This window comes from Nocardiopsis synnemataformans (genome assembly GCF_965343085.1).
Lineage (GTDB): Bacteria > Actinomycetota > Actinomycetes > Streptosporangiales > Streptosporangiaceae > Nocardiopsis > Nocardiopsis alborubida.
Genome location: NZ_CBDRFA010000016.1, coordinates 1 through 23,036 on the forward strand (window position 1 = coordinate 1; position 23,036 = coordinate 23,036).

Genomic DNA, 23,036 nt, shown 5'->3' on the forward strand with positions numbered 1-23,036 from the left:
GCCCGTCCGTTCGTTTCGGCGGTGCCGTCCCGGGCGCCTCCGCCGTCGCACGGCACGCGGTCAGCTCGGGCGACGGCTCCGGGGCAGGGTCTCCCTCAGCGCGATCCGGGTGTGCGTCTGCGCCGCTCCGGAGTGCTGCTTGAGGCGGCGCAGGAGGTGGTCGAGCGCCGCCGTGCCGGGGACGAACACGTGCAGCAGGTAGTCGTGGGGCCCGGTCATGTGCACGGCGTCGTGGATCTCGGGGATGTCCGCGATCCGGGCCAGGAACGTGTCGTGGTCGGCGCCGTTCCCAAGCCGCACGTCCACGTAGGCCTCCAGGCCGCAGGGCGGGAGAGGGGAGCCCTCGGCGAGGACGGCCCGGTAGCCGACGATGGTGCCGTCGCGCTCCAACCTGCGTACACGCGCGGCCGCGGCGTTCGCGCTCAGGCCCACGGCGGCACCGAGAGCGCTGAAGGAGATCCTGCCGTTCTCGCGCAGGATGCCGAGAATCCTGCTGTCGATGTCGTCCACGCGGGAAGAATATCCGTGGAACGGAGATCTTCTCCGCCGGTTCCGGGACACTGCGGCAGTCTGCCCGCATGGATACGGGAGAGCTGTTCGTCGCGGGGGTCCTCGCCGGACTCGGGGTGGCCATGCCCCTGGGCGCCATCGGAGTGCTGTTGGTCCGACAGGGGATCACCGGCGGGTTCGCCTCGGCCTCGGCGGGCGCGTTGGCGGTGGCCGCCGTCGACACGGCCTACTGCGTCGCCGCGGTCGTCCTCGGTTCGACGGTGGGAGCGTGGGCCGCGTCCTTGGGCAGGGCGCCCGTGGCCGTGGCCGGGATCGTGCTCGTCGCGCTGGGCGTCCACGGGCTGTGGCGGTCCCGGGGAGCGTTCCGGCCGAAGGTCCGCGGGCCGCGCCCGGGGCGCCCGGAGAAGGCCTCGGGGCCGGAGGCACTCCGGCAGACGGCCGCGGTGACCTCGAAGACGGTGCCGAGGACGCACACGGGGCGGGTGTTCCTTGTCTTCCTCGGTCTGACCGCCGTCAACCCGGTCACCCTGGTGTACTTCACCGCGCTCACCACCGCGCTGGAAGGGGTGGGCGCGGCGGTGTCGGCGGCGGCCGCCTTCGTCGCGGGGGTCGCCGCGGCCTCGGCGCTCTGGCAGCTCGCGCTCGCCGGAGCCGGTGCGTTTCTCGGGGGCAGGATCACCGAGCGGGCCCAGAAGACCGTCGGCGTGGTCGGCTCCCTCGTCGTCCTCGTCCTCGGCGCGGCCGCGTTCCTGCGGGCGACGGGCTGAGCCGTCACACGCCCGCGAGGTTCCAGCGAGCCGCCGTGCCCGACCCTGGTCCGGACTCCGGCGGTGCCGTCCCGGGCGCCGGTTGTCCACAGGCGCGAACCGGGGGTGGCGGAGCGGGTGCGGATGCGGTGTCCTGGATGTACGGGGGGCCTCCCACCCCGTCGGCACGGTGCTGCCCTCCGACAGGCCCGCCCCGCCCCGAGCCGCCCCGGTACGTCCCGGCCTGTTGTGGTCTCGGCCCGTCCCGGACTCAGTCCACGATGCGCTCGATGTTGATCTCCGTGGCCTCCGCACCCGTCCGGTGGTTGAGGACGAGCGTCCGCGGCTCCATGTCGTCGCGGAGTATGAACACCAGCTCGCCCTTCGCGGTGACCCCGGGGCGGATCCCGTCCGGGTCCCACAGCGGGTCCTCGACCTCGCGGACGGACGGCATCTGGGCGTTGACCGGCTCCCCGTTGGTCGTCATGTGCTGCGCCGTGTGTTCGAACTCCACCAGTTCGTCGCTGGTGTTGACCAGCTCCAGGTCCACCACGCAGTACTGGCCGGTCGAGGGCAGCTCCGAGCGGATGTTGTGCTCGGTCAGGCCGCAGCTGACCCCGCTGATCCAGTACTCGACCATGCGGTCGGCCGAGGCGCCCGACATCCCGCCGGGCACCTCGCTGGGCGCTTCCTCCTCGTTGGCACCGCCGGGGGACTCGTCGCCGGGCTCGGGATCCTGCGGTTCCTGGGCGGCGCCCGTCTGCTCGGAGGCGTCCCCCTGGGAGTCCCCGTCCCCGAAGAGCGACCAGTCGCTGAGGCTGGTCAGCACGGTCGCCATGATGACCAGCGCCGCCAGCAGCGCCACGGCGCCCAGAACCAGGGCCACGACCGTCCCCCTGCGCCGGTTCGGCGCGGCGGGCTGGTGTGGTGGCGGCGGCACCGGCGGAACGTAGGGCTGCGGACCCCGGCGGCCCGTCTGCTGGTCGGCCGGGGGAACCATCGGGATCGGACCGGTCGAGGCCGGGTGCGGCGCCTGGGGGGAACCGGGCACGGGCCGGGGCTGCTGCACCGGCCCGCCCTGGGGCTGCCCGCCCGGAGCCTGGACGCCGGGGGCCGGGCCGCCCTGCTGTTGCGCCTGGCCCCCCGGCGGGGGACCGGCCGGGTGGCCCGGCGGGGGCCCCTGCGGGCGCGGGTAGTTGCCCGTCTGGTGCGCGGGCGGAGGCATGGGCGGTGCGCCCTGGTACTGGCCGGGCGCCGGGTGCCGCATGCCCGTCATGGTCTGGCGCGGCCCCTGCTGGGGGTGGGGCATGCCGGGCGGGGGCACCGGCGGCAGGTTGGGCCGCCACGACTGGTGCAGCGCGTGGGAGACCATGTCGTTGGGGTTGCTGTTGTCCTCGCCGCCCGCCAGCTCCAGCAGCAGGTCCTGCGCGGTGGGACGGCGGCCCGGCTCCTTGGCCAGCGCGCGCGTCACCAGGCGGTCCAGGGGGCTGTCCAGGTTGCCGATCTGGGGTTCGGCGAACAGCACCCGTTTGCCCAGCGTCATCGCGTCGCCGTTGCCGAAGGGGTGGGTGCCGTTTCCAGCGAAGGCCACCAGGCAGCCCCAGGCGAAGATGTCCGCCGAGGTGGTGACCTTCTCCTCCAGCAGCTGCTCGGGCGCCATCCAGCCGGGGCTGCCCATGACGATGCCGGTCTGGGTGTGGTTGGTGGCGGTGTTCATCGCGCGGGCGATGCCGAAGTCGATCACCCGGGGCCCCGAGAGCGACAGCAGCACGTTGGCGGGCTTGAGGTCGCGGTGGACCAGCCCGGTGCGGTGGATGGCGGCCAGGGCGGCCGCCACGCCCAGCGCGAAGCCGTGCAGCGTCGAGGAGTCCAGGGGACCGTTCTCGGCGATGTGCTCGGCCAGGGCGGTGCCCGCGATGTACTCGGTGACCATGTAGGGACGGTTCTCGAACGTCCCGTGGTCGAGCACCTTGGCGGTGCAGAAGGAGGCGACCTTGCGGGCGTTCTCCATCTCGTCGCGAAAGCGCGCCCGCGTCGCCTCGTCGAAGGCGAGCTCCGGGCGGATGACCTTGATGGCTACCTGGTTGTTGCGCTCGGGAGTGCTGCCCAGGTAGACGGTTCCCATGCCGCCGCTACCCAGCTTGCCGGACAGCACGTAGGGACCGATGGTGGCCGGATCCCCGGCGGCCAGCGGTTCCAGGTTCTTCGGGAGCCCATCCGACGGCAAGCGACCCTCCCCGACGGTGTCCAAACTCCGCCTTGCCCCAAGGTAGCGGTGTTTGTGCCCGGATTCCCACTCACGGGCCTGACTGGGCCGTTCTGGGGGCGGGCGGAAACTGACATGACAGTGGTGACGATCCCCGAACCGCGTCCGGGGTTCCCGTTTTCCTCTGACGGCGTACGCGCCGACGGAAGGCGGTGAACACACCGACGCCCCTGGAGGGCTCTGTGTTCACGCAAGGTGGGGGTTCCTTTACGATTGGGGACTCGTGACCGTTAATACCACCGTAACCGTGCGGGTCCCCGCGAAGGTGAACCTCCAGTTGGCGGTGGGGCCCAGACGTGAGGACGGGTTCCACGACCTCGTCAACGTGTTCCACGCCGTCTCACTGTTCGATGAGGTTACCGTCCAGGCGGCTTCCTCGCGCCGACCGAGCCCGTCCGGCGGTGTCGGATCCGCCGCCGCCGAGGTCTTCGCCGGACTGACCGCGAGCGGTGCGCTGGGGTCCCACCTGTCCCGCGTGCCCCTGGACGGATCCAACCTGGCCGCGAGCGCCGTGACCCTGCTGGCGGAGCGGACCGGCCGGGGTTTCCCGGTCACGGTCCACCTGGACAAGCACATCCCGGTGGCGGGCGGCATGGCCGGGGGCAGCGCGGACGCCGCGGCCGCCCTGCTGGCCTGCGACCGCCTGTGGGGCTGCGACCTGCCGTTGGAGGAGCTGGTGGGGTACGCGGCCGACCTGGGCAGCGACGTGCCCTTCGCGCTGTTGGGCGCCACGGCGGTGGGCATGGGGCGCGGGGAGATCCTGCGGCCGATGACCAGCCCGGGAAGGTTCCGGTGGGTCTTCGCGCTGTCGGCGCACGGCCTGTCCACGGCCAGCGTGTTCGCCGAGTACGACCGCATCCGGCCGGACGCCCCCGAACCCCGGCGGGACCGTGCGCTGGCCGACGCGCTCGCCAGCGGCGATCCGGCGGCCCTGGGTGCCGCGCTGACCAACGACCTCCAGGAGGCCGCGCTCTCGCTGCTGCCCGAACTGGAACGCACCCTCAAGACCGGCGCCGGAGCGGGGGCCCTGGGCTCCCTGGTGTCGGGGTCCGGTCCGACCTGCGCCTTCCTGGTCGGCGGGGGTGACGAGGAGGAGTCGGTCGTCGCGGAGCGGGAGGCCGCGGTGGTGGCGGCGCTGGAGGGCAGCGGACTGTGCGAGCAGGTCGTGACGGCGTACGGGGACGTCCTCGGGGCCACTGTCCTGTGACCTAAATCACTCCTGCGTTTCCTGGTCGGAGGCGGCCCGCGCCAGTTGACCTCAACCTTTGTTGTGGTTCAACACTGGTGGACATGACGACCGCAACCGCCCTCTCGCGCTACGCCGACCTGCCCGCCCTCATCGGGTTCATGGAGGGTGACGAGAAGCACAAAGGAGCGGCCCACTCCACGCTCGACGTGGTGTGGGTGCTCTACGACCGTGTGCTGTCCGTCACCCCCGAGACCGCCGACGATCCGGCCCGGGACCGCTTCCTGCTCTCCAAGGGGCACGGCCCCGCGGCCTTCTACGCCGTGCTCGCGGCCAAGGGCTTCCTGGACGTGCCGACGCTGCGCGGCTGGACCGCCTTCGACTCGCCGCTCGGCCACCACCCGGACCGGCTGCTCGTGCCGGGGGCGGAGATCGGCAGCGGGTCGCTCGGTCACGGACTGCCCCTGGGGCTGGGCAGCGCGCTCGGCCTGCGCGCCCGGGGGATCCGCCGCGCGGACGGCGCGCGGCCCCGCGTCGTGGTGCTCGTCGGCGACGGCGAACTCGACGAGGGCAGCAACCACGAGGCCATCGCGGTCGCCGGACGGCTCGGCGTGGACAACCTCACCGTCGTCGCCGTGGACAACGCCTCCTCCGGCCACGGGTGGCCGGGCGGGATCGGCGCCCGCTTCGAGGTCGAGGGCTGGGAGGCCCGTGACGTCTCCGGACGCGACCACGACGCCCTGTACGGGGCACTCACCCGACCCCACCCCGGACGGCCGCTGGCCGTCGTCGCCCGCGTCCGTTCCTAGGAGAGCCTCATGCGTGACACCTTCGCCGCCACCGTCAACCGGGCCATGGACACCGACCCCCGCCTGACCGTCGTCCTGGCCGCCATCTCCGCGGGCATGTTCCGGGGCGCCGCCGCCCGCCACCCCGGGCGGGTGATCGACGTGGGCATCCGCGAGCAGGCCATGATCGGCGTGGCCGGGGGACTGGCCCTGACCGGGATGCGTCCGGTCGTGCACAGCTACGCGCCGTTCCTGGTGGAGCGGCCCTTCGAACAGGTCAAGTTGGACCTGGGCCACCAGGGCGTCGGCGCCGTCCTGGTGAGCATCGGCGGCTCCTACGACGCCGCGGAGGAGGGGCGCACCCACCAGGCGCCCGGCGACGTGGCGCTGCTGGACACCCTGCCGGGGTGGACCGTGTACGCGCCCGGGCACCCCGACGAGGTGCGCGCCGCCCTGGAGGCCGCTCTGCCGGGTGAGGACCGCGTGTACGTGCGGCTGTCGGGGACCTCCAACCGCGCGGCGATGCCGTTGGACGGACGCCTCAGCGTGGTGCGGACGGGCTCGCCGCGCTCGGCCGGGGTGGTGGTGGCGGTCGGGCCGATGCTGGACCGGGTGCTGGAGGCCACCGCCGACCTGGACGTGACGGTCGCCTACACGGCCACCGTGCGCCCCTTCGACCGTGAGGGGCTGAGCACGCTCGTCGGCGCGGCGGGCAACGCCGACGTGCTGGTGGTGGAGCCCTACCTGCGCGGGACCTCGGCGCACGAGGTCGCCGCGGCGCTGGCCGACCGGCGTCACCGCCAGCTGGGCCTGGGCGTGGCCCGGGACCGCGAGGTGCGCGCCTACGGGACCCCGGTGCAGCACGCCCAGGCGCACGGGCTGGACACCGAGGGCATCGCCAAGTCCGCCCGGACCTTCTTCCTGGTGTGACCTGTTGCTGGTGTGACCCGCGGGCCCCGCGTCCCGGCACCCGCCTCCGCGGCGACCGTTACTTGACGGCGCCCATCGACAGGCCGCGCACGAGCTGGCGCTGGGCCGCCCAGCCGATCACCACGATGGGCAGCGACGCCATGACGGCGGCCGCCGCCAGCTGTGCCACGAACAGTCCCTCGCTCGTGATGAAGCCGGTCAGGAACACCGGGACGGTCGCGGCCCGGGCGGCGGTCAGGTTGACGGCGAAGAAGAACTCGTTCCAGGCGAAGATCATGCAGATCAGCGCGGTCGCCGCGATGCCCGGGGCCATCACCGGCATCATCACCGACCACAGCACGCGCGCCAGCCCGGCGCCCTCCACCCGGGCCGCCTCCACGATCGCCTTGGGCACCTCCAGGAAGAACGACCGCAGCATCCACACCGCGATGGGCAGGTTCATCGCCGTGTACAGCACCACCAGGGTCCACACGTTGTCCAGCATCGACAGGTGCGCGGCGGCGACGTAGATCGGCACCACGACTGCCACCACCGGCAGCATCTTCGTCGAGATGAAGAAGAACAGCACGTCCTGGGTCCGCTTGACCGGGGACACCGACAGCGCGTAGGCGGCGGGCAGCCCGAGCAGCAGCACCAGGAGTGTGGACGCCAGGGTGGCGATCATCGAGTTGCCCAGGTACGGCAGGAAGTCCGCGCCCAGGACGGTGGAGAACCGGTCCAGCGTCGGCTGGAAGAAGAGCGTCGGCGGGTCGGTCGCGGCCTGGTTCTCCTCCTTGAACGCCGTCAGCACCAGCCACAGCACCGGGAACACGAAGACCAGTCCCACGGCCCACGTGAACACGGTGAGGGCGGCGCCCCCCAGACGGGCCCGGGAGCGGCGGGCCCCGCGCGGCGCGCGTGCGGCGACGGCGCCGCCTCCGGCGCCCGCGGGGCGTTCGGGGGCTCGGGCGGTCACGAGCTCACCTCCTGTGCGTTCATGAACGTGCGGAAGATCAGCCGCAGGGCCAGCGTCGCCACGATGATGGTGCCGACCACCACCACGACGCCCATGGCCGCGGACTGGCCGATGTCGAACCCGAGGAAGGTCCGCTGGTAGACGTAGAAGGGCAGGTTGGAGCTGGCGGTGCCCGGTCCGCCCTGGGTCATCATGTAGATCGTGTCGAAGGTGTTCACCACGTAGACCGACCCCAGCAGCACACCCAGCTCGATGTAGCGGCGCAGGTGCGGCAGGGTGATCCAGGCGAACATCTGCCACCGGGACGCGCCGTCGACCTGGCCCGCCTCCAGCACGTCACCGCTCTGGCTCTGGAGTCCCGCCAGCACCAGCAGCATCATGAACGGCGTCCACTGCCAGACCAGGGCGGCCACCACCGACAGCACCGGCGCCTGGGAGACCCAGTCGAACGACTCGACCCCGAACGGTGACAGCACGAAGTTCACCAGGCCGAACACCGGCTCCAGCATGATGTGCTTCCACAGCAGCGCCGTGGCCACGGGCAGGATCAGGAACGGGGTGATGACGAGCGTGCGCACCACGCCGCGCCCCCGGAACTTCCGGTCCAGCAGCAGCGCCAGTCCGATGCCCAGCAGCATCGCCACCACGACGCAGGAGGCGGTGATCAGCACCGTGTTCGCCGCCGCGCCCAGGAACTGCCGGTCGGTGAAGACCGCCGCGTAGTTGGCCAGGCCCACCCACGCCTGGGAGTCCGGCCGCAGCAGGTTCCACGAGCGCAGCGAGTACACGACCGTGGCCAGGAACGGCAGCTGGGTGACGACCAGCATGAACACCAGGGCGGGCAGGAGCGGGGCCCTGCGGGCCCATCCGCCCCCACCGCGGCTCCGCCTCGGCCTCTCGGGCGGCGTCGGTGCCGCGGGCGCCTCGCGCGCGGGCGCGGTCACAGCGCTCATCGTTCGTCCTCCTCGTAGGTCTCACCGACGGCCTCGGCGTACTCCTGGCTCTGCTCCAGCGCCTGCTCGACGGTGATCTGCCCGGCTATGGCCGCGCTCAGCTGCTGGCTGACCCGGGTGCCCAGGTCCTGGAACTCGGGGATGGCGAGGAAGCCGATGCCCTCGTAGGGGACCGGGCGCGTGCCCGGGTCCTCGGGGGCGGCGCGCTGGATGCCCTGGAGCATGGGCTCGGCGTAGGCCCGCGCGACCTCCTGGTACTCGGGGACCTCGAACGTGGAGAGCCGGTTGCCGGGCGGCACCCGCTGCCAGCCGTACTCCTCGGCGACGGTGCGGACGTAGTCCCTGTCGGTCATCCACTCCAGGAACGCCCACGCCTCCTCCTTGTGCTCGGAGGTGGAGGGGATGCCCAGCGCCCAGGTGTAGAGCCAGCCGCCGTAGTCGGTCTCGGCCACCGGCGCCGCGGCGTAGCCGTTGAGCCCGGCCACGGTCGCGGAGTCCGGGTCCTCGATGGTGCTGACCATGGAGGTGGAGTCGTAGAACATGGCCGCCCGGCCCTGGGAGTAGCGGTTCAGGCAGTCCCCGAACCCGCTGTTGGCGGCGCCCGGTTGGCCGTGCTCGCGCGCCAGGCCCACGTAGAACTCGGCCGCGCGCCGGAACTCGGGGGAGTCGATCTCGGCGTTCCAGTCCTCGTCGTACCAGCGTCCGCCGAAGGTGTTCAGGACGCTGTTGAAGGGGCTCAGCACCTCGCCCCAGCCCGCGAGGCCGCGCAGGCAGATCCCCGAGACACCCGGCTCCACGCCGTCGAGCTCGGCGGCCAGGTCCGCCACCTCCTCCCAGGTGGGGTTCTCCGGCATCTCCACGCCGGCCTCCTCGAACAGGTCCTTCCGGTAGGCGAGGAAGGAGGACTCGCCGTAGAAGGGCACCGAGTACATGTCGCCCTCGTAGGACAGGTCCTCCCGGATGGAGGGGACGAAGTCCTCGTGGTCGTAGCCCTCGGCGGCGTCGATGGAGGGTTGCAGGTTCTCCAACCAGCCGTACTCGGCCCACTGGCGGGTCTCGTAGTTGCTGATCATGACGACGTCGAACTCGCCTCCGCCGGTCGCCACGGAGGTGGTGATCTTGGCGCGGGCCTCGTTCTCCGGCAGCGACACGAAGTCGATCCCGATGCCGGGGTGCTCCTCGCGGAACCGCGACTCCAGGGAGATCGCGTCCTGCATCTGCGGGTTGGACACGATCGCGACGGTCAGCCGGACGGCGCCGTCCTCGGAGGAGAGGGCGCCCATCCCGGCGCACCCGGTGAGCAGCAGCCCGGAGGCGGCCACGGCGGTCGCCCGGACGGCATAGGTGGTGTGCACGTTCACTGCCTTCCCGGGTCAGGCGGACTCGTCGGGGACGACCTGGACCTTCACCCCGGTGCCCGCGCGCATCATGGCCAGCGCCTCGGGGAACTTCTCCAGGGGCAGGGCGTCCGTGAGCAGCGGAGCGGTCCGCACCGCGCCGGTGCTGATGAGGTCCACGGCCGCCCCGAAGCTGTTCAGCACGGCCATGGAGCCCACGACGGTGATCTCGTCGTTGTAGACGCGAAACGGCGACAGCGACACGCGGGCCGCCTCGTCGGCGACCCCGAAGACCAGCAGGCGCCCTCCCCGCCTCAGCGAATTGAAGGCCGCCTCGATGGCGGAGGGCGCGCCCGTGACGTCCACCGCGGCGTCGAAGCGCTCGTCGCCCAGTTCGGCCGTGTCCGTCGCGGTGGCGGAGGCGCCCAGGTCGGCCGCGATGGCCAGGCGGCGGGTGTTGCGGTCGACCACGGTGACGCGCGCGCCGGAGCGCTGCAACAGCTGCTGGAGGAGCAGGCCCATCGTCCCGGCGCCCACCACCAGGAAGCGCTCGCCGGTCTCCACCCCGATGCGCCGGACACCGTGGACGGCGCACGAGAGCGGCTCGACCAGGGCGCCCTCGCGCATGCTCACCGAGTCGGGCAGGCGGTAGCAGTTGGCGGCGGGGACGGCCACGTACTCGGCGAACGCGCCGTCGACGGTGTCGCCGATCGCGCCCCAGTTGGCGCACAGGTTGCCCCGCCCGGCGCGGCAGTACTCGCAGTGCCCGCAGAACAGGGAGGGGTCCACGGCCACCCGGTCGCCCGGGCGCAGGTCCCCCGGGGCGCTCTCGCCGACGGCCGTGACCGTTCCGGCGAACTCGTGCCCGGGCACCAGCGGGTAGGGGCTGGGCGGGAACTCCCCGTCGGCGATGTGCAGGTCCGTCCCGCAGATCCCGCAGGCGCCGACCCGGATCACCACGCCGTCCGGAGTGGGGTGCGGGTCGGGGCGGTCCCCCACGGTGACGGAGCCCGGTTCGGTGATGATGGCGGCACGCACGGTGGAGAACCTCCCGTTGAACGCTCATGTGAGCGACATGAGTCACAGATGTTTCGAACATTGAACGCCCACGGGAAACCGCTGTCAATGGATGGGAGCACATTCGAGTACACTCCTGCACGTATGAGCGATCAGCGTGGTGAGGTTCAGGAGACGGCACCCAGCGGCCCCGCGGAGATGGTGCGGCTCGCCGCGATCGCCCGCAGGTTCTACCTGGACGGGCGGTCCAAGGTGGAGATCGCCGAGGAGTTCGGCCTGAGCAGGTTCAAGGTCGCCCGGGACCTGGAGACCGCCCGCAGCAGCGGGATCGTGCGCATCGACATCCGCCTGCCCGCCCGACTGGACGGGGAGCTGTCCGAACGCATGCGCGCTGCCTTCGGCCTGCGCCGGGCGATCGTCGTGGACGCCCTGGACGACCCGCGGGACACCCGCCGGGCGCTGGGGTCGGTGGCGGCGCGGCTGCTGTCGGAGATCGTGCGGCCCGACGAGGTGCTGGGGCTGGCCTGGAGCAGGTCGCTCCAGCTGATGGGCGTGGACATGGTCGACCTGCCGCGCTGCACGGTGGTGCAGCTCAACGGCGTGCTGTCCGAGCACGCGGAGGGCGGCGGGTCGGTCGAGACGGTGCGCCGGGCGGCCGCGCTCTCGGGAGGGCCGGCGTACCCGATCTACGCGCCGCTCATCCTGCCGGACGCCGCGACGGCGGCGACGCTGCGGGCCGACCCGGGCATCGCCTCCGCGTTCGCGCACTTCGACCGCCTGACGACGGCCGTGGTGGCCATCGGGGGCTGGGACGAGCGCAACTCGACCGTCTTCCAGGCGCTGGACCCGGACTCGCGGGACAGGTACACCGCGCTGGGCGTGTGCGCGGAGATGTCCGCCCAGCTGTTCGACCCCGACGGGCGCCAGGTGCGCTCCGACCTCGACGAGCGGGTCATCAGCGTCCGGGCGGACCAGCTGCGCCGGGTGCCCGAGGTGGTGGCGGTCGCCGGGGCCGGGGACGAGGCCAAGGCCAGGGCGATCGGCGCCGCGCTGCGCAGCGGCCTGGTGTCGACGCTGGTGACGGACGACGCCGTGGCCCGGCTGCTGCTCGACGAGGAGCCGACGGGACGGGGGTGAGGCCCGGGAGCCGTCCCGGGACCGGTGACGGTCAGCGCACCACGGCACTGCCGCCACAATGGACAGTGATGAATCTGGTCAATCTTCAGGACGTGTCCCTGGCCTACGGGCCGCTCGTACTCCTCGACAAGGTGTCGCTCGGCGTCGACGAGGGTGAGCGCATCGGCGTCGTCGGCCGCAACGGCGGCGGCAAGTCCACGCTCATCTCCGTGCTCTCCGGCATCACCAAGCCCGACTCCGGGCGGGTGGTGCACAACCGCGGGCTGCGCATCGGCTTCCTGCACCAGCGCGACACCTTCCCCGACACCACGGTGGGGGAGTTCGTCCTGGGCGACCAGGCCGAGCACGAGTGGGCGGGCGACGCCCGCGTCCGCGACATCCTGCGCGGACTCCTCGGCGGCTGGGCCCTCGACACCCCCATGGCGGGCCTCTCCGGCGGTGAGCGGCGCCGCTCCGGCCTGGCCCGGCTCCTGGTCGGCGACCACGACCTCATCGTCCTCGACGAGCCCACCAACCACCTCGACATCGAGGGCATCGCCTGGCTCGCCGAGCACCTGCGCGGCCGTCCCGAGGCGCTCGTGGTCGTCACCCACGACCGCTGGTTCCTGGACGCCGTCACCACCCGCACCTGGGAGGTCGGGCGAGGCGCCGTCGAGCGCTACGAGGGCGGTTACGCCGCCTACGTCCTGGCCAAGGCCGAGCGCGAGCGCCAGGCCGCCGTGTCCGAGGAGCGCCGCCAGAACCTCATGCGCAAGGAGCTGGCCTGGCTGCGCCGCGGTGCCCCGGCCCGCACCTCCAAGCCCAAGTTCCGCATCGAGGCGGCCAACCAGCTCATCGCCGACGAGCCGCCGCTCCGCGACACCGTCGAACTGGTCAAGTTCGCCAGCTCCCGGCTCGGCAAGACCGTCATCGACCTCAAGAACGTGTCGGTGGCCATCCCCGACCGGACCCTGCTCGACCACCTCACCTGGCAGCTGGGCCCCGGCGACCGGGTCGGCCTGGTCGGGGTCAACGGCGCGGGCAAGTCCACCCTGCTCAAGATCCTGGCCGAGGAGCGCGAGCCCGACTCCGGCACCGTGCGCACCGGCCGGACGGTGAAGCTCGCCCACCTGTCCCAGAACGTCGTCGAACTCGACCCCGCCGCCCGTCCCCTCCAGGCGGTCATGGACGTGCGCGAGCACATCACCATCGGCAAGCGCGACTACACCGCCAGCCAGATGCTGGAGCGGTTCGGCTTCCGGGGTGAGCGCCAGTGGACCCCGATCGGCGACCTGTCCGGAGGTGAGCGCCGCCGCCTCCAGCTGCTGCGCCTGCTCATGGACGAGCCCAACGTGCTGCTGCTGGACGAGCCCACCAACGACCTGGACATCGAGACGCTCACCGAGCTGGAGGACCTGCTCGACGGCTGGCCCGGATCCCTGGTGCTGGTCAGTCACGACCGCTACTTCCTGGAGCGCATCACCGACCGCGTGCTGGCCCTGATGGGCGACGGCGGCCTGGCCTTCCTGCCCGGGGGCGTGGACGAGTACCTCCAGCGCCGCGCGGCCAGCGCCGGTGAGGCCACCGTGCCGCTGGGCGCCTCCGAGACCGCCGCGGCCCAGGCCCCGGCGGATCAGCGGCCCGCGGTGTCGGCGGCCGAGCGGCGCGCCGCGCAGAAGGAGATGCAGCGCGTCGAGCGGCGCATGGACCGCATCGCCAGGCGCGAGGGGGAGCTGCACGAGCTGATGGCCGCCGCGGCCGAGGACTACACCCGGCTCTCCGAACTCGACGCCGAGGCCAAGGCCCTGGCCGCCGAGCGCGGGGAGCTGGAGGAGGTCTGGCTGGAGCAGGCCGAACTCGTCGGCGAGTGAGGCCCCGGCCGTACCGACCCGGCGCGGCGGACCGCGAAGGACGCCCGGCCGGAGCATTCCGGTCGGGCGTTCGGCTTGGAGGGCACGGATCCCGCCCTCCGCCGTCACTTCCCGTAGTGGTAGCGGCAGGCGGCTATCCGGATCTCATCCCCGCTGATCTTGTACACCAGCCGGTGTTCGTCGGTGATGCGGCGGGACCAGTAACCCTGGAAACCGTGCCGCAGCGGCTCGGGCTTGCCCATGCCCTCGTTTCCGTTGCGGTCGATGTCCTTGATCAGGGCGTTGATGCGTTTGAGGATCTTGCGGTCCTGTCCCTGCCACCAGACGTAGTCCTCCCAGGCGCTCTGGGCCCAGACCAGTCTCATTCGGCCAGACCCCGCTCTATGCCCTGGTCGGACTCCAGTTCCTCGATCGCGGTGACCAGGCGCCGCGCGTTCTCCGGGCTGCGGAGGAGGTAGGCGGTCTCCTTCAGGGTCTCGTACTCCGACAGCGCCATCATGACCACGGGCTCGTGCCCGGCTCTGGTGATCACGACCTCCTCGCGATCGTCGACGACGGAGTCGAGCGTGGCCGCGTAGTTGGCACGGGACTCCGAGTAGCTCATCGTCTTCACGTCTGGCCTCCCAGCGCTGTAACGTACAAGGAAACTCATTGTACAAGATCGCGTACGTGCGTGCTGGGTCAATGCCCGCGGACATCCATGGATGGCGGGGCGTCTCCGCGCGCATACGCGTCGGCACGGGTGGTGAAGAGGGGCGCGGTGCACGGGCGGTACGGCTGGACCGGGACCCTTTCCTGAGAAAGAATCCGAGCCACGGCGGCGTGTGCTCCGAATACGTCGTGAAGCACCACGCCACGCGGTGGGCGTCGGCGCCCCGGCAAGCAAGGAGATGGACGCGGATGAGCGACCTGGACGAGATCCCCGTGACCCTGATCGACGGACGTGAGACGACGTTCGGCGAGTGGTCCGGCAAGGTGAGGCTGGTGGTCAACGTCGCCTCGCGCTGCGGCTACACCCCGCAGTACGAGCGGCTGGAGAAGCTCCAGCACCAGTACGGAGACCGGGGGTTCACCGTGCTCGGCGTCCCCAGCAACCAGTTCCTCCAGGAGTTCGGCAGCGAGGAGAAGATCGCCGAGTACTGCTCGGCCACCTGGGGCGTCACCTTCCCCATGACGGTCAAGGCCAAGGTCAACGGCAGGCAGCAGCACCCGCTCTACGCGGCGCTCTCCTCGGCCACCGACGAGGACGGCAGGGCAGGGAAGGTCAAGTGGAACTTCGAGAAGTTCCTCGTCCTTCCCGACGGCACCGTGCACCGCTTCCGCACCTCGACCGAGCCCGACGACCCCAGGATCACCGCGCTCATCGAGAAGGCGCTCCCCGGCGGCGCGGAGTAGACGCCGCCTTCGCCCGCTCCCCGGCGGCCCGTCCCCGAACGCGGCCGCCGGGTCCGCCGGACCCGCCGGTCAGACGACCCGGTCGCCTCAGTCGACCTGCCGGGCGAAGACGGCGGCGATCTCGCGCGCACCCTCCTCGTTGGGATGGATGTCCGGTCCCCGCTCGCCGTGGCACATCCACGTCAGGTCGCAGACGTTCTGGAGGTTGGCGGGCAGCCCCGTCTCGCTGCCCTGGGGCACCTCCTGGTTGGTGGACTCGAAGACCGCGTCCACCTCCGCCACGTCGATCCCCTCCGCCCGGTAGGCGTCGGCGATCGTCCCGTTGACCTCCAGCAGGATGTCCACCGCCTCCTCGGCCAGACCCCCGCGCGCCTCGGTCTCGGGGAAGAGCTCCTCGGCCTCCTCCGCCGACGCGGCCGCCTGCTGGGCGGGGTCCCCGTCCATCAGCAGGAAGGCCAGGAACGGGTTGTAGTAGGTCATCCCGATGATCTGCGTGTCCGGTCCCGCCGCCTCGCGCAGCCGTTCGGCGATCTCGGGGGTCTCCTCCCGGAGCCGCTCCAGGCCCTCGTCCACGCACGCGCGGTCGATGTCCACGTCCCCGGAGTCGGGGGCCTGCCCCTCGGGGGTGTTGATCCCCCGCACACAGCTGGTGAAGTTGTTGGCGCCGATGGTGAGGGTGACGAGGTCGACCTCGCCCTCGTGCTCTGCCAGGAAGGCCTCGGCCTCCTCCAGCTGCGAGCCGTGCTCGTAGCGCGGGTCGCAGCCGGGCAGACCGCCCTCCATGAAGGTGGTGGTGTCCTCGCCCGCGCACCCCATCCGCTCGTGCCGGAGCTCCGGCCGGTCCTCCTTCAGGGTGCGGTACAGGACGTCGGTGTACCCCTCGGAGGTCTCCACCGGTGCGCCGTTCCCGTCGGGCTGTACGCCCACGCTGATCGAGTCGCCCAGGGACAGGTAGTGGCCGCCGGAGTCCGCCCCGCCGTCCTCACCGCCGCCGGAGCCGCCGCCCTCACCGCCCCCGCCACCGTTGCCCGAGCACCCCGCGACCAGCACGGCCGCGGCCGCCACGGCCATCCAACGGACTCGCACGTGTCCCCCCGAACGATCGACTGCGCGTACCGGGGCTGCACTACCCCGGGACGCGCGGTTCTCACGCGGTACGGCCGTGCGGCGTCCGACACACGGCGGCGGCCCACGGCCCTTCGAACAGGGGAGACACTTGAGCAGGGGAGACACCGGTTCCTCCCGCGACCGGGAGCGGAGAGGAGCATCCTTTGGCCAGCGGACCCGTTCGGCGAGGACGGCGGCGATCTCCTGCGCGCCCGCCTCGTTCGTGTGGATGTCCGGACCCCGGTGAGGGACGCGTACCGCTCGGCCTAGCCTTGCTGACCCTCGGGGCCCCTGTCGAGGGGCGCCAGGAGGCGTCTCAGCAACGATGCCAGCTGTTCGCGGTCGCCGTCGGCCATCGGCGCCAGCAGGGTCTCCTCGTAGCTCAGGAGCGACTTGAGGGCCGCGTCGATGCGCTGGGCGCCCTGCTCGGTCAGCCGGACCAGGACCCCGCGCTTGTCGGCGGGGTCGGGGCGGCGCCGCACCAGACCGGCCGCGGCCAGCCGGTCCACCCGGTTGGTCATGGTCCCCGAGGTCACCAGGGTGGCGCGCAGCAGCCGCCCGGGGCTCAGCTCGTACGGGGGACCGGAGCGGCGCAGTTCGGCGAGCACGTCGAACTCCCAGGGCTCCAGGGCGTGCTCGGTGAAGACGGTGCGCCGGGCGCGGTCCAGGTGGCGCGCGAGCCGCGACACCCGGCTGAACACCTCCAGCGGCGTCACGTCCACGTCGGGGCGTTCGGAGCGCCACGCCTCGATCAGCCCATCCACCTCATCGCGCATGGGGACAGCTTATCTCTTGACATCAAGATAGTGGGGCGGATATGCCGTGCACACCCGCCCCACCGGTCAAGGAGGTCCGTCCGAGGTCAGCCCGCCCTGCGCTTGCCCGGACTCAGCTTCGGCTTGGGCTCCAGGCTCGACAGCCCGTTCCACGCCAGGTTGACCAGGTGCGCGGCGACCACCTCGCGCTTGGGCCTGCGCACCTCCAGCCACCACTGGCCGGTCAGGGCCCACATCCCCACCAGGGCCTGGGCGTACATGGGGGCGAGCGCCGGGTCGTAACCCCGTTCGGCGAACTCGTCGACCATGATGTGCTCGACCTGGCTGGCGATGTCGTTGAGCAGACTGGCGAAACTTCCCGTGCCGGAGGCCGCGTGCGAGTCCCGGGTCAGCACCCGGAACCCCACGGTGTTCTCCTCCACGTACCGCAGCAGGGCCAGGGCCGCGTTCTCGATCTTGTTCCGTGCGCCGTCGGCGGAGAGGGCCTCGCCCATCATCGCCAGGAGGGTGCGCATCTCACGGTCGACCACGACCGCGTAGATGCCCTCCTTGCCGCCGAAGTGCTCGTACACCACGGGCTTGGACACACCGGCCCGCGCGGCGATCTCCTCGACGGAGGCCGCGTCGAACCCGCGCTCGGCGAACAGCTCCCGGCCGATCTCCACCAGCTGTTGCCGACGCTCCTTGCCCGTCATGCGCTTGCGGCGCACACGGATCCTCTGATCGCTGTCGGCTGCTCCCATGATGGCTACCGATCCTAGACGCTGACCCGTTTGGCGGCGAGTCGCTCGTTGTTGGGCCAGCGGACCTTGGAGGCCCAGCCGAGCTTCTCGAAGGCCCAGATGACGCGGGCGGAGATGTCGATCTGGCCCTTGAGCACGCCGTGGCGCGCGCAGGTGGGGTCGGCGTGGTGCAGGTTGTGCCAGGACTCGCCGAAGGACGGGATGGCCAGCCACCACACGTTGCGGGAGCGGTCGCGCACCTCGAAGTTCTCCTCGCCGATGGTGTGGCAGATGGAGTTGATCGACCAGGTGACGTGGTGCAGCAGGGCCATGCGCACCAGGCTGGCCCAGAAGAAGGCCGTGAACGCGCCCCACCAGGACATGGTGACCAGGCCGCCGATGAGCGCCGGGGCGCCCAGGGAGAAGACCACGATCAGCCCGAAGAGCCTGTCGACCAGGACGATGTCCTTGTCCTTGAGCAGGTCGGGCGCGAAGCGGCGCGGCGAGGTCTTCTTGTCGTCCAGGTACATCCACGCCATGTGCGCGTAGTACAGGCCCTTGGCGACCGACTTCCAGTCGTCGCCGAAGCGCCACGGCGAGTGCGGGTCGCCCTCGGCGTCGGCGTACTTGTGGTGGCGGCGGTGGTCGGCCACCCACTTGATGACACTGCCCTCGATGGCCATCGAGCCGGCGATCGCGAGCGCGATGCGCAGCGGGCGCTTGGCCTTGAACGAGCCGTGCGTGAAGTGGCGGTGGAAGCCGACCGTGATGCCCAGCCCGCTGATCAGGTAGAAGACCGAGGCGATGGCGATGTCGGTCAGGGTCAGGCCCCAGCCCCAGAAGAAGGGCAGCGAGGCCAGCAGCGCGATCAGCGGCACGAACACGAACGCGAAGACCGTGTACCGCTCGGCCTTGCCGCGCAGTTCGGGCTCGTACTCGGGGATCACCTCGCGTTTGCGCTCGGTGTTCTCGGTCGGTAGCTCGGGAGCAGCGGTCATGGGTTCTTCCTCGCTGTCAGGCAGTCAGGCGACGTCGTCGCGGTCAGGGCGGCGTTCGAGGGCACCTGAGTGACCGCCGCGACGACCCAACCTATTCCTACGTAACCGTAACCTACGATGCCGTAGGTTTGGCAAGCCCTCCATGAAAGGCGCTATCTTGGTGGCTGGCGTGCGGGTGGTGTGTTCCACCCCGACGCGTTCCCGGATGATGTAATCGGCAGCATGTGGGGTTTTGGTCCCCATCGTCCAGGTTCGAGCCCTGGTCCGGGAGCTACCCCGGCGTCGCGCGCGCATACGCGCGGGGCGCTCCGGCGGGTCCGCGCGCGTCCCGCCGAGGACGTGCCCGGAACACGGTGTCCGCCGCCGTCCGAAAGACCGCGCGCGGCGCGCCGGGCCGCACGTCCCGTCTCACACCGCGTACCCCTGCGGAACGGACACAACCATCCGAAGCGGCGCATCTCACACCGAGCCCTCGGAAACCGACGCCACAGGCGCGGCGCGGCCAACAGCCGCTCACCCCCGCGTCACGCGCCCGTGGGGCGCTGGTGACGCACATGTATCCTTCCCATGTCGGCCGCTGGTCATCCGACGGCCGCCCGTGCGGCACGCGGGTCGCGCCGCCGAAAGGGTGAGCCGACATCTCAGCCACCAGCTACCACGAGGGACTCCTCAGTGAGCGTGAACCGTCCGGCTGCCGTCATCGTCCTCGCGGCGGGCGAGGGCACCCGAATGAAGTCGAAGCTTCCCAAGGTCCTCCACGAGCTCAACGGCCGCAGCATGCTCGGCCACGTGCTCGCGGCGGCGCGGGAACTCGATCCCCAGCACGCGGTCGTGGTCGTCGGCCACGCGCGTGAGCAGGTCAGATCCCACCTAGAGGAGATCGCCCCCCAGGCCGCCACCGCGGTCCAGGAGGAGCAGAACGGCACCGGCCACGCCGTGCGCATGGCGATCGAGGACCTGGCCGCCAAGGGCGTCAAGCTCAGCGGCACCGTGGTCCTGACCTGTGGAGACACCCCCCTCCTGCGCGGTTCCACGCTCGCGGAGCTCGTCGCGGCCCACGACGAGGAGGGCAACGCCGTCACAGTGCTCTCCGCGCGCGTACCCGACCCCCACGGTTACGGCCGCATCGTCCGCGACGCCGACGGCGACTTCACCGGCATCGTCGAGCACGCCGACGCCACCCCCGAGCAGCACGCGGTCGACGAGGTCAACTCGGGCATGTACGCCTTCGACGGCGCCCTGCTGTCCGAGGTCGTCCAGCGCCTGTCCACCGACAACGCCAAGGGCGAGGAGTACGTGACCGACGCCGTCTCCCTGCTGCGCGGCGACGGCCACCGGGTCGGCGCCTGGGCGGCGGGGGACTGGCACGAGGTCCAGGGCGTCAACAACCGCGTCCAGCTCTCCGAGGCCCGCCGCGTCCTCAACGACCGGCTGGTCAACGAGCACATGCTCGCCGGGGTCACCGTCGTCGACCCCGCCACCACCTGGGTGGACGCCCAGGTCACCATCGGCCGCGACACCGTGCTCGAACCCGGGACCCGGCTGCTGGGCGCCACCTCCGTCGGCGAGGACGCCGTGGTCGGCCCCCGCGCGGACCTGAGGGACACGGTCGTCGGCGCGGGCGCCACGGTACGCGAGACCACGGCGGACCGGGCCGAGATCGGCCCCGGGGCCTCCGTCGGTCCCTACACCTACCTGCGGCCGGGCACCCGCCTGGCCGAGCGGTCCAAGGCCGGAGCCTTCGTCGAGGTCAAGAACTCGAACGTCGGCGCCGAGTCCAAGATCCCGCACCTGACCTACGTCGGCGACGCGGACATCGGCGTGGGCAGCAACATCGGCTGCTCCTCGGTGTTCGTCAACTACGACGGGGTCAACAAGTCCCGGAGCGTCATCGGCGACCACGTCAGGATCGGCAGCGACAACACCATCGTCGCCCCCGTCCGCGTGGGCGACGGCGCCTACTCCGGGGCGGGGACCGTGGTCCGCGACGACGTGCCGCCCGGTGCTCTCGCGGTTTCCGAGGGGCACCGCCAGCGCAACGTCGAGGGCTGGACCCGGCGCAAGCGCCCGGGCACGCCCTCCGCCGAGGCGGCGGAGCAGGCCGATCGGCACAGAGCCGACGACAAGCAGTGACTGTGGGGGAGAAACACGTGACCGGGATGAAGGCCACCGGCCAGAAGAACCTGATGCTCTTCTCGGGGCGCACGCACCCGAGCCTGGCCGAGGAGGTCGCGAAGGAACTGGGGATCGACGTGGTTCCCACCCGGTTCGACACCTTCGCCAACGGTGAGATCTTCGTCCGTTACCTGGAGTCGGTGCGCGGCTCGGACGCGTTCGTCATCCAGTGCCACTCCGACCCGATCAACGAGTCCATCATGGAGCAGCTGATCATGGTGGACGCGCTCAAACGCGCGTCCGCCAAGAGGATCACCGTGGTGACCCCGTTCTTCGGCTACGCCCGGCAGGACAAGAAGCACCGCGGCCGCGAGCCCATCTCGGCCCGCCTCATGACCGACCTGTTCCGCACCGCGGGCGCGGACCGGATGATGGCCGTCGACCTGCACACGGACCAGATCCAGGGCTTCTTCGACGGCCCGGTGGACCACCTGTTCGCGCTGCCGATCCTGGCCGACCACATCGCCAACCGGGTCGACAGCTCCGAGATCACCGTGGTCTCGCCGGACGCGGGCCGGGTGCGCACCGCCGACAAGTGGGCGGACCGCCTCGGCGCCCCGCTGGCGATCATCCACAAGCGCCGCGACCCGGACGTGGCCAACCAGGTCCGCGTCCACGAGGTCGTCGGCGAGGTCCAGGGCCGCGTCTGTGTGCTGGTGGACGACATGATCGACACCGGCGGCACCATCGTCAAGGCCTCCGAGGCCCTGTTCGAGCAGGGCGCGGCCAAGGTCCTGGTGGCCGCCACGCACGGCGTGCTGTCCGGTCCGGCGGCCGAGCGCCTCCAGAACTCGCGGATCTCCGAGGTGGTCATCACCAACTCGCTGCCCGTTCCGGAGGAGCGCTCCTTCGGGAAGCTCACCCAGCTCTCGATCGCGCCGCTGGTGGCCCGCGCCATCAGCGAGGTCTTCACCGACGGCTCGGTCACGAGCCTGTTCGAGTAGGTGGGGGACGCGCGTCCTGCCTGCCGTCCGGGACCTCCCGCGGCCGCCCTTCCGGGCGGGCCGCGGGAGGTCCCCGCCGTTTCCGGCCCCTTCCGGGAGCGGCGCGCGGCGGCGCGGACGGTCTCCAGCGCGTGGACCGGCGCGTTCTCGGTCCCGGCGTGCCCGGACCGGTGTCCCCGGAGCCTTGACGGCGGCCTGGAGGGCGGGCAGGGCCAAGCCCCCGCCGCCGAGGCGGATGTTCTCGCCGACGTCCACGCGGAGGCCGCCCGGCCCGCAGGTTTCTCTGGGGGCTTGTCCGGACCGGGGAGGGAATCGCGGGCCATGTTCGGAGTCGTCGGCGAAGCCATTAGACTTGACCGAGTGTCCCCGTGCCCAGGCGGAGCCCTAAGAAGGCTGCGTGTGAAAGGCGGGCAGGGGTGCGCGACGAGCGTTCCCGGGCCGGGCGGGTCCGGTGGCGGCTCGCCGGGCACGCCTGGAACCAGGGCGGTTGCGTCCCTGCCTGAGGGCAGTCCCCGCCGCATTCACCGCCGAGGGCGGGAATCGTTCGTGCTACTGGAGTCGTGTTCCCCGTGCTGCGGGGTTGAACCCGAGGAGTTTTGTCGTGTCCGAGGTACGTATCGCTGCCGAGCCCCGCACGGAATTCGGCAAGGGCGCCTCTCGTCGCGCCCGCCGCGCGGGTAAGGTGCCGGCCGTCCTCTACGGCCACGGCACCGAGCCCCGCCACCTGAACCTGCCGGGCCACGAGCTCATGCTCGCCCTGAAGACCCCCAACGTCCTGATCCGCCTCGACGGCCTGGACAAGGACAACCTTGCCCTCCCCAAGAGCGTGCAGCGCGACGCCATCAAGGGCTTCCTGGAGCACATCGACCTGCTGGTCGTCTCCAAGGGCGAGAAGGTCGAGGTCGAGATCCCGGTCCACCTGATCGGTGAGGTCAAGGCCCCGGGTGTGCTCAACCAGGAGCTCGTCACCGTGGCCGTCGAGGCCGAGGCCACCCACATCCCCGAGGGCGTCGAGTTCGTCATCGAGGGCTTGGAGGTCGGCGCCAACCCGAGCGCCGCCGATCTCAAGCTGCCCTCCGGCGTCACTCTGGTCACCGACCCCGAGACCCTCCTGCTGACCGTCTCCGCCCCCCGCGTGGAGGAGGAGCCGGAGACCAGCGAGGAGGCCACCGAGGGCGCCGAGGCCACCGAAAGCGCCGAGGCCGAGTAGGCGGTCGCAAGCCACACACGACGACGCGCGGTCT

The 23,036-nt window shown here is 71.6% G+C and carries 22 protein-coding genes; 10 read left to right on the forward strand and 12 right to left on the reverse strand.

Going from position 1 to position 23,036, the window contains the following annotated elements; genetic code table 11:
• Window positions 1–60: 60 nt before the first annotated feature.
• Window positions 61–510 (reverse strand): Lrp/AsnC family transcriptional regulator, encoded by a 450-nt coding sequence (locus ACSIH6_RS11500; protein ID WP_435108234.1) that lies wholly within the window; start codon window positions 508–510, stop codon window positions 61–63.
• Between the two features lie 68 nt (window positions 511–578).
• Here ACSIH6_RS11500 and ACSIH6_RS11505 point away from each other — a divergent pair, with 68 nt between their 5' ends.
• A complete protein-coding gene (locus ACSIH6_RS11505; protein WP_435108235.1) occupies window positions 579–1,277 on the forward strand; it encodes a hypothetical protein in 699 nt (232 codons plus the stop codon).
• A 250-nt stretch (window positions 1,278–1,527) separates the two neighbouring features.
• Here ACSIH6_RS11505 and ACSIH6_RS11510 read toward each other — a convergent pair whose 3' ends face one another.
• A complete protein-coding gene (locus ACSIH6_RS11510; protein WP_435108236.1) occupies window positions 1,528–3,483 on the reverse strand; it encodes a serine/threonine-protein kinase in 1,956 nt (651 codons plus the stop codon).
• Between the two features lie 262 nt (window positions 3,484–3,745).
• Between ACSIH6_RS11510 and ACSIH6_RS11515 the strand changes: the two genes are divergently transcribed.
• The 3 genes from ACSIH6_RS11515 (at window position 3,746) to ACSIH6_RS11525 (ending at window position 6,426) form a co-directional block, all read left to right on the forward strand.
• Window positions 3,746–4,729: a 4-(cytidine 5'-diphospho)-2-C-methyl-D-erythritol kinase gene (locus tag ACSIH6_RS11515; RefSeq protein ID WP_435108237.1), complete on the forward strand. Its 984-nt coding sequence runs from the start codon at window positions 3,746–3,748 to the stop codon at window positions 4,727–4,729.
• An 83-nt stretch (window positions 4,730–4,812) separates the two neighbouring features.
• Window positions 4,813–5,517, forward strand: a complete 705-nt coding sequence (locus ACSIH6_RS11520) for a thiamine pyrophosphate-binding protein (RefSeq protein ID WP_435108238.1) — start codon at window positions 4,813–4,815, stop codon at window positions 5,515–5,517.
• 9 nt (window positions 5,518–5,526) lie between these two features.
• The gene (locus ACSIH6_RS11525) at window positions 5,527–6,426 is read left to right on the forward strand and encodes a transketolase family protein (RefSeq protein ID WP_435108239.1); all 900 of its coding nucleotides are present in this window, start codon (window positions 5,527–5,529) and stop codon (window positions 6,424–6,426) included.
• Between the two features lie 58 nt (window positions 6,427–6,484).
• Here the strand turns inward: ACSIH6_RS11525 and ACSIH6_RS11530 are convergent, their stop codons facing one another.
• The 4 genes from ACSIH6_RS11530 to ACSIH6_RS11545 are packed head-to-tail and all read right to left on the reverse strand — an operon-like array spanning window position 6,485 to window position 10,709.
• Window positions 6,485–7,381, reverse strand: a complete 897-nt coding sequence (locus ACSIH6_RS11530) for a carbohydrate ABC transporter permease (protein ID WP_435108240.1) — start codon at window positions 7,379–7,381, stop codon at window positions 6,485–6,487.
• Window positions 7,378–8,334: a carbohydrate ABC transporter permease gene (locus tag ACSIH6_RS11535; RefSeq protein ID WP_435108241.1), complete on the reverse strand. Its 957-nt coding sequence runs from the start codon at window positions 8,332–8,334 to the stop codon at window positions 7,378–7,380. The genes ACSIH6_RS11530 and ACSIH6_RS11535 overlap by 4 nt, the downstream gene beginning before the upstream one ends.
• Complete coding sequence (locus ACSIH6_RS11540; RefSeq protein ID WP_435108242.1) at window positions 8,331–9,689, reverse strand: ABC transporter substrate-binding protein; 1,359 nt, start codon at window positions 9,687–9,689, stop codon at window positions 8,331–8,333. The genes ACSIH6_RS11535 and ACSIH6_RS11540 overlap by 4 nt, the downstream gene beginning before the upstream one ends.
• Before the next feature lie 18 nt (window positions 9,690–9,707).
• On the reverse strand, window positions 9,708–10,709 hold the full coding sequence (locus ACSIH6_RS11545) for a zinc-dependent alcohol dehydrogenase family protein (RefSeq protein ID WP_435108243.1): 1,002 nt from the start codon (window positions 10,707–10,709) through the stop codon (window positions 9,708–9,710).
• Between the two features lie 177 nt (window positions 10,710–10,886).
• Here ACSIH6_RS11545 and ACSIH6_RS11550 point away from each other — a divergent pair, with 177 nt between their 5' ends.
• Together ACSIH6_RS11550 and ACSIH6_RS11555 are read left to right on the forward strand one after the other, a co-directional pair.
• Entirely contained in the window at window positions 10,887–11,825 is a 939-nt protein-coding gene (locus ACSIH6_RS11550) for a sugar-binding transcriptional regulator (RefSeq protein WP_435108338.1), read from the forward strand.
• 68 nt (window positions 11,826–11,893) lie between these two features.
• On the forward strand, window positions 11,894–13,675 hold the full coding sequence (locus ACSIH6_RS11555; protein ID WP_435108244.1) for an ABC-F family ATP-binding cassette domain-containing protein: 1,782 nt from the start codon (window positions 11,894–11,896) through the stop codon (window positions 13,673–13,675).
• Between the two features lie 104 nt (window positions 13,676–13,779).
• Here ACSIH6_RS11555 and ACSIH6_RS11560 read toward each other — a convergent pair whose 3' ends face one another.
• Together ACSIH6_RS11560 and ACSIH6_RS11565 are read right to left on the reverse strand one after the other, a co-directional pair.
• The gene (locus tag ACSIH6_RS11560) at window positions 13,780–14,040 is read right to left on the reverse strand and encodes a Txe/YoeB family addiction module toxin (RefSeq protein ID WP_435108245.1); all 261 of its coding nucleotides are present in this window, start codon (window positions 14,038–14,040) and stop codon (window positions 13,780–13,782) included.
• Window positions 14,037–14,288 carry a type II toxin-antitoxin system Phd/YefM family antitoxin gene (locus ACSIH6_RS11565; RefSeq protein WP_435108246.1) on the reverse strand — a complete coding sequence of 84 codons (252 nt, stop codon included), beginning with the start codon at window positions 14,286–14,288 and terminating at the stop codon, window positions 14,037–14,039. Before ACSIH6_RS11565 ends, ACSIH6_RS11560 begins: the two co-directional genes overlap by 4 nt.
• Window positions 14,289–14,575: 287 nt before the next feature.
• Between ACSIH6_RS11565 and ACSIH6_RS11570 the strand changes: the two genes are divergently transcribed.
• Complete coding sequence (locus ACSIH6_RS11570) at window positions 14,576–15,070, forward strand: glutathione peroxidase (RefSeq protein ID WP_435108247.1); 495 nt, start codon at window positions 14,576–14,578, stop codon at window positions 15,068–15,070.
• Between the two features lie 87 nt (window positions 15,071–15,157).
• Here ACSIH6_RS11570 and ACSIH6_RS11575 read toward each other — a convergent pair whose 3' ends face one another.
• The 4 genes from ACSIH6_RS11575 to ACSIH6_RS11590 all read right to left on the reverse strand — a co-directional run bounded on the left by ACSIH6_RS11575 (window position 15,158) and on the right by ACSIH6_RS11590 (window position 18,673).
• A complete protein-coding gene (locus ACSIH6_RS11575) occupies window positions 15,158–16,141 on the reverse strand; it encodes a GDSL-type esterase/lipase family protein (protein WP_435108248.1) in 984 nt (327 codons plus the stop codon).
• Between the two features lie 302 nt (window positions 16,142–16,443).
• Complete coding sequence (locus ACSIH6_RS11580) at window positions 16,444–16,953, reverse strand: MarR family winged helix-turn-helix transcriptional regulator (protein ID WP_150251828.1); 510 nt, start codon at window positions 16,951–16,953, stop codon at window positions 16,444–16,446.
• 86 nt (window positions 16,954–17,039) lie between these two features.
• A complete protein-coding gene (locus ACSIH6_RS11585) occupies window positions 17,040–17,696 on the reverse strand; it encodes a TetR family transcriptional regulator (RefSeq protein ID WP_435108249.1) in 657 nt (218 codons plus the stop codon).
• Window positions 17,697–17,710: 14 nt separating this feature from the next.
• Entirely contained in the window at window positions 17,711–18,673 is a 963-nt protein-coding gene (locus ACSIH6_RS11590; protein WP_435108250.1) for an acyl-CoA desaturase, read from the reverse strand.
• A 672-nt stretch (window positions 18,674–19,345) separates the two neighbouring features.
• Between ACSIH6_RS11590 and glmU the strand changes: the two genes are divergently transcribed.
• The 3 genes from glmU (at window position 19,346) to ACSIH6_RS11605 (ending at window position 23,002) form a co-directional block, all read left to right on the forward strand.
• Window positions 19,346–20,806, forward strand: a complete 1,461-nt coding sequence (glmU, locus tag ACSIH6_RS11595) for a bifunctional UDP-N-acetylglucosamine diphosphorylase/glucosamine-1-phosphate N-acetyltransferase GlmU (protein WP_435108251.1) — start codon at window positions 19,346–19,348, stop codon at window positions 20,804–20,806.
• A 17-nt stretch (window positions 20,807–20,823) separates the two neighbouring features.
• Window positions 20,824–21,792 (forward strand): ribose-phosphate diphosphokinase, encoded by a 969-nt coding sequence (locus ACSIH6_RS11600; protein WP_435108252.1) that lies wholly within the window; start codon window positions 20,824–20,826, stop codon window positions 21,790–21,792.
• Between the two features lie 601 nt (window positions 21,793–22,393).
• Entirely contained in the window at window positions 22,394–23,002 is a 609-nt protein-coding gene (locus ACSIH6_RS11605; RefSeq protein WP_435108253.1) for a 50S ribosomal protein L25/general stress protein Ctc, read from the forward strand.
• Window positions 23,003–23,036 lie beyond the last annotated feature (34 nt).

What these genes read in the sequence shown, in the direction of transcription:
- ACSIH6_RS11505 (WP_435108235.1), top strand. Translation starts at nt 579, where the DNA reads ATGGATACGGGAGAGCTGTTCGTCGCGGGGGTCCTCGCCGGACTCGGG.
- ACSIH6_RS11520 (WP_435108238.1), top strand. Translation starts at nt 4,813, where the DNA reads ATGACGACCGCAACCGCCCTCTCGCGCTACGCCGACCTGCCCGCCCTC.
- ACSIH6_RS11525 (WP_435108239.1), top strand. Translation starts at nt 5,527, where the DNA reads ATGCGTGACACCTTCGCCGCCACCGTCAACCGGGCCATGGACACCGAC.
- ACSIH6_RS11535 (WP_435108241.1), bottom strand. Translation starts at nt 8,334, where the DNA reads ATGAGCGCTGTGACCGCGCCCGCGCGCGAGGCGCCCGCGGCACCGACG.
- ACSIH6_RS11550 (WP_435108338.1), top strand. Translation starts at nt 10,887, where the DNA reads ATGGTGCGGCTCGCCGCGATCGCCCGCAGGTTCTACCTGGACGGGCGG.
- ACSIH6_RS11555 (WP_435108244.1), top strand. Translation starts at nt 11,894, where the DNA reads ATGAATCTGGTCAATCTTCAGGACGTGTCCCTGGCCTACGGGCCGCTC.
- ACSIH6_RS11560 (WP_435108245.1), bottom strand. Translation starts at nt 14,040, where the DNA reads ATGAGACTGGTCTGGGCCCAGAGCGCCTGGGAGGACTACGTCTGGTGG.
- ACSIH6_RS11570 (WP_435108247.1), top strand. Translation starts at nt 14,576, where the DNA reads ATGAGCGACCTGGACGAGATCCCCGTGACCCTGATCGACGGACGTGAG.
- ACSIH6_RS11575 (WP_435108248.1), bottom strand. Translation starts at nt 16,141, where the DNA reads ATGGCCGTGGCGGCCGCGGCCGTGCTGGTCGCGGGGTGCTCGGGCAAC.
- ACSIH6_RS11580 (WP_150251828.1), bottom strand. Translation starts at nt 16,953, where the DNA reads ATGCGCGATGAGGTGGATGGGCTGATCGAGGCGTGGCGCTCCGAACGC.
- ACSIH6_RS11585 (WP_435108249.1), bottom strand. Translation starts at nt 17,696, where the DNA reads ATGGGAGCAGCCGACAGCGATCAGAGGATCCGTGTGCGCCGCAAGCGC.
- ACSIH6_RS11590 (WP_435108250.1), bottom strand. Translation starts at nt 18,673, where the DNA reads ATGACCGCTGCTCCCGAGCTACCGACCGAGAACACCGAGCGCAAACGC.